We start from the raw sequence: 5,049 nt of genomic DNA, 5'->3' as shown, positions 1-5,049 counted from the left end.
TTCCCCCTTATTTCGATCTGTAGAACGGCGGACTGTTAATCCGTATGTCGCAAGTTCAAGTCTTGCAGGGGGAGCCAATTCAGTGTTGAGCCAAATGGCTTAAGACTAAAAAAGATATAGTGTGCCGACTTAGCTCAGTAGGTAGAGCAACTGACTTGTAATCAGTAGGTCACCAGTTCGACTCCGGTAGTCGGCACCATTTCTTGCAAAGCAGAGACTTAACCATCCTGCTTTTGCCTCGATAGCTCAGTCGGTAGAGCAGAGGATTGAAAATCCTCGTGTCGGTGGTTCGATTCCGCCTCGAGGCACCATATTTCATCTACAACGACTTGTCGTGATAGATAAAAGGTACAATTCCCCCTTAGTTCAGTCGGTAGAACGGCGGACTGTTAATCCGTATGTCGCAAGTTCAAGTCTTGCAGGGGGAGCCACTTAAGAAACCTCAGTCGAAAGACTGAGGTTTTTTTTCGTCGGTACATTCTCCCCTCTCTTACGCTGTATTCCTTTGCCACCAAACCCACCCTCACTTTGTGCCGAAAATGTCACAAGCTATTCTCTATGCCCATGATTAGGTTTACAAAATATAACAAGGCCATTATAAATACCGCCCTCTCCCATTTCTCTCGGCCAACTGGCCCGGTATGGATACACATGAAACTCAAACACCAAGCGTACCTTCTCTCCGCCATGATCCTGTTGGCGCTTTTCATCAGCAGTGCCTTTGGTTTATGGTCAGCCCGTGTCGCGAGCAGTGATGACAACAAAGCGCGCGTAACCGAACTGTTCAACAGTGCCTACAGCATTTTGACCGAAGTGGAAAAAATGGCGCAGGAAGGCAAGATGACAGAAAGCGAAGCCAAAGCCTTAGCCACCCGCTTACTGCGCAATAACTTGTACAAAGACAACGAATACGTCTACGTGGTCGACAGTAACATGACCTTTGTCGCCGCCCCGCTGGATCCGCAGTTGCATGGCACCAGCTTCAATGACTTCAAAGATGCCGACGGCAACAGCATCGGCCAATTGATCCAACGCGTATTGGGCAGCCGCAGTAACCAGTTGGTGGAGTACACCTGGCACCAAGCCCTGCCGGACGGCACGATTGAGAAAAAGCTGTCAATTGCCAAGAAAACCCCGCACTGGGGCTGGGTAGTCGGCACCGGTATTGGCTTTAATGAAGTGAATGCCCGTTTTTGGTCTAACGCCCAATGGCAACTGCTGTTTGGCTTGCTGGCTGGCGGCATGATCCTGCTGGCGTTAACCGTGGCAATTAAACGCATTCTGAACCTGCTGGGCGGTGAACCGGATGACGTGCGTGCTGCCGTGCAGTCCGTTGCCAACGGAGAAATTCGCACGACCTTCCCGACGACGGCCCCACAAGGCAGCATCTATCTGGCCGTGCAGCAGATGAGCGTGTCACTGGCCCAACTGATGGGTCAACTGGAGCAATCCATGCAGGCGCTGCGCGGGGAGCTGGCCCATGTCGCCGATCGTGCCAACGCCCTGACCAGCTTGAGTGAAACCCAGCAGCAATCCACCGAGATGATTGCCACTGCCATGACGGAAATGGCCTCGTCTACCGGCCATGTGGCGGAATCTGCCAAAGAAACCGCGCACAACACCCAAGATGCCGATCAGCAAAGCCAGTACACTCAGCAGCTGATCCAATCCACCGTGGTGAACATCGAAGGACTCGCGACCGAGCTAAGCACCGCCGGTCAAGCCGTCTCGCATCTGGATAATGACATCAACAGCATTGCCAAAGTGCTGAATGTGATTGGGGATATTGCAGAGCAAACCAACCTACTGGCGCTGAATGCGGCTATCGAAGCGGCGCGTGCGGGTGAGCAAGGCCGAGGCTTTGCTGTGGTCGCCGACGAAGTCCGTAGCCTAGCAGGCCGTACCCAGAACAGCACCAAAGAGATCCGCGAGATGATCGACAACCTGCAGCAATCATCCCGCCATGCCCTGACGGCGATGGATACCTGTGCCAGCACCAGCATGAGCACCGTTGAACAATCGCGTCAGGCATCAGAGTCGTTGAGCCAAATCGTGCAAGCTCTGGAGTCGATCACCACCATGAGCCATCAGATCGCCTCTGCCGCTGATCAGCAAAAACACGTCGGTGATGACATTGCCGAACGTATTAACCTGATTGATGACAGTGGCCGTCAGCTCAGCACGGTGATCACCCAAAGCCATGCCAGCACCACCACCCTCAGCGCGCTGTCACAAGCACTTGAGGATGCTATCAGCCAATTTACTATTCTCTCAGCGCCTCGCCGCTAAGCCTACCTCCTCCAGCCTGACTCAGGGCGAGCATCTCTCCCCTGAGTCGGCTTTTTCGACGCATATCGCGTGGGATCCCACCTAAATACATCATACAAACAGATTTTTATGCGCTCTCCTGTACGCTGACATTTCTGATTTGCGCTGCCACCGAATTTAAGCGAAACCCCCTTTGTAGAACAAAAAATCTACAAAAGCATCGATAAAAAACAACAACAAGAATTCGATATCAGCCACAGCGATCAAAATGGAGAGATCAATGAAATTCAGCCAACCCAAAGCGACAGCCCTGGCGGTTGCCTCGCTTTGCGCGCTGGGCTATAGCTCAGTCGCATCCAGCCATGGGTATATGGAGTACCCACCGGCCCGCCAAGAGATCTGTGCACAAGATGGCGGCTACTGGGGCGCACAAGACGGATCCCAGATCCCGAACGCCGCCTGTCGTGCCGCTTTCCTTGAATCCGGATGGTTTCCTTTCGTACAAAAGCCAGAGTTTGCCAAACTGGTCTCGAACTACCGCGATCAAGCCGCTGTAGAGAAAGCCGTGCCCGATGGCAGCCTGTGTGCCGCCTCCGATAAGAAAAAAATCGGTATGGACGTGGCCTCCGCCGACTGGCAAAAAACCGCGATCACGTTAGATCCCAACGGCCAGTTAAAGGTTCTGTACCGTGCCGAAACCCCGCACAACCCGAGCTTCTGGGAGTTCTACCTCACCAAGCCAGGTTTTGATAATGCCACTCAAGTACTGACCTGGGCGGATCTGGAGCTGGTGGATAAAACCGGCAATGTACCGGTCAGCGTGATCAACGGTAAGAAGTATTACGAGCTCACCATTACCCTGCCAACCGATCGTACCGGCGATGCCATCCTTTACTCACGCTGGCAACGTATTGATCCGGCCGGTGAAGGCTTCTACAACTGCAGTGACATCAGCTTTGGCGGCGAACCGACCGAACCGAATAAGCCAGCCCCTTGGGTCAATGCCGGTCCGCTACTGAAAGCCACTACCGACGCACAGCCTGGCGACACCGTCTGGTTCCGCATTTTTGATGCCAACGGCAGTGAGAAAGTATTTGAAAAACTGCCGATTGATGGCAGCAATGACGCAGAATCGGTATGGGCGCAAACACTGGCTGATACCATCAACACCCGCTTTGCCCAACACGGCCAAATCGGCGTGCAGGATGCCACACAAACCGTGGTGTTCGAGCCAAGTGATCTGTATGCCAATCAGGTGTACCTGCCAAGTGCCGACTTCAGCTTCCGTCTAGAAGTGAAATCCGATGCGCCACCGGTAGAACCACCACCACCTGTCGAGCCGCCACCACCGGTAGAACCCCCACCGCCTGTCGAGCCGCCGCCACCAGTAGAACCACCACCTGGCGAAACCACGTGGCAGGCCGATGCGGTGTACCTTGCCGGTGATACCGTCATCTATGATGGCCAAACCTATACCGCGAAATGGTGGGTACAAGGTCAACGTCCGGGTGAAAGCGCCGCCTGGGAACGCAATGCCCCGGCAGGCAGCCAAGAGTGGATGGCCAGCAAAGCGTATAACGCGGGCGATCAGGTCACCTACCAAGGCAACACCTACAAAGCCAAATGGTGGACCAAAGGCACAGCCCCAGGGACTGCGGGCTCGCCATGGCAAGTGCAATGATCCTTTCGCAATATCTATTAGCATGGGGCCGCTAACGTTAAGCCGCTCACCTGCACGTTAGCGCGTCTGCGCCTAGCACACTGACTCACGTCCGCCTCCTCGATATGGGGAGGCGGCGTTTTATCAACCCACGCCGACCTTGAGTTACCCGTCCACACTGGCTACGTTTATACTCATCCCTCTTGCTTGCAAGGATGACACGATGCTCACACTGTACGGCTACCCACAAACCCGCTCACTACGTGTGTCATGGCTCTTGGAAGAGCTCGGACTGGATTGGCACTATCACCCTGTCCATTTACATCAAAATGCCCATCGGGCGCCGACCTACCTTGCCATTAACGCGCAAGGCAAAGTGCCTTGCCTGACCGACGATGATCTGACCATCAGTGAATCAACCGCCATCTGTCTCTATCTGGCCGAAAAATATGGACAACATTGGCTGCCTGAACCCGGCAGTGCCGACTCGGCCCATCACCATGAATGGATCAGTTTTATTACCACCGAACTGGAACAGGCGCTATGGAGCATGGGTAAACACCGTTTTGCCCTGCCAGAAAGCATCCGGTTGCCGGAAATGTTGCCGGTTGCGGCCTGGGAATGTCGGCGCGCGTTAAAAACCGCCGAGCAACGCGTCCCGGAAACGGGCTTTCTATTTGGTCATTTTCCCACCGTTGCCGATCTCTTACTGGCCCACACCTTAAATTGGGCGGCCAAGTTTGAACAAAAAATCCCTCTGAAACTGGAAAAATACCGCCAATTTGTCAGTCGACGCCCTGCACTTGCTCGCGCGGTAGAGCGAGAACAACGCGCCTTGCAAGGCACCTGATGCCAATAATTTGCCCCTAAAACAGGGCAAAAAGTTCAAAATACGAGCGAAAGGCTTAAAAAAAGGTAAGTCGTGCATTTTTTCAAAAAAAAAGCATTGACGAAATCAGCGAAAACCAGTTTAATGCGCTCCGTTGCCTCGATAGCTCAGTCGGTAGAGCAGAGGATTGAAAATCCTCGTGTCGGTGGTTCGATTCCGCCTCGAGGCACCATCATTCACTTTGTGAATCTGGTGCAAGCAACAACAAACTATTCCCCCTTAGTTCAGTCGG

Annotated in this window: 3 protein-coding genes and 5 tRNA genes; all 8 read left to right on the top strand. The window is 53.6% G+C overall.

Annotated elements, in window-relative coordinates:
- The first annotated feature begins 1 nt into the window (after window position 1).
- The 8 genes from ABT58_RS22930 to ABT58_RS22895 all read left to right on the top strand — a co-directional run bounded on the left by ABT58_RS22930 (window position 2) and on the right by ABT58_RS22895 (window position 4,989).
- A tRNA-Asn gene (locus ABT58_RS22930) sits at window positions 2-77 on the top strand.
- Between the two features lie 46 nt (window positions 78-123).
- Window positions 124-199 (top strand) — tRNA-Thr (locus ABT58_RS22925).
- Between the two features lie 36 nt (window positions 200-235).
- Window positions 236-311: transfer RNA gene (locus ABT58_RS22920), tRNA-Phe, on the top strand.
- A 44-nt stretch (window positions 312-355) separates the two neighbouring features.
- A tRNA-Asn gene (locus tag ABT58_RS22915) sits at window positions 356-431 on the top strand.
- Between the two features lie 220 nt (window positions 432-651).
- Entirely contained in the window at window positions 652-2,289 is a 1,638-nt protein-coding gene (locus tag ABT58_RS22910) for a methyl-accepting chemotaxis protein (protein ID WP_047876757.1), read from the top strand.
- Between the two features lie 259 nt (window positions 2,290-2,548).
- A complete protein-coding gene (locus ABT58_RS22905) occupies window positions 2,549-3,949 on the top strand; it encodes a lytic polysaccharide monooxygenase (protein ID WP_053063189.1) in 1,401 nt (466 codons plus the stop codon).
- A 202-nt stretch (window positions 3,950-4,151) separates the two neighbouring features.
- On the top strand, window positions 4,152-4,778 hold the full coding sequence (locus ABT58_RS22900; RefSeq protein WP_047876755.1) for a glutathione S-transferase family protein: 627 nt from the start codon (window positions 4,152-4,154) through the stop codon (window positions 4,776-4,778).
- 135 nt (window positions 4,779-4,913) lie between these two features.
- Window positions 4,914-4,989: transfer RNA gene (locus tag ABT58_RS22895), tRNA-Phe, on the top strand.
- Window positions 4,990-5,049: the final 60 nt, after the last annotated feature.

Source organism: Photobacterium aphoticum, from assembly GCF_001029435.1.
Taxonomy (GTDB): domain Bacteria; phylum Pseudomonadota; class Gammaproteobacteria; order Enterobacterales; family Vibrionaceae; genus Photobacterium; species Photobacterium aphoticum.
This window is presented reverse-complemented; position numbering and strand designations above follow the sequence as displayed.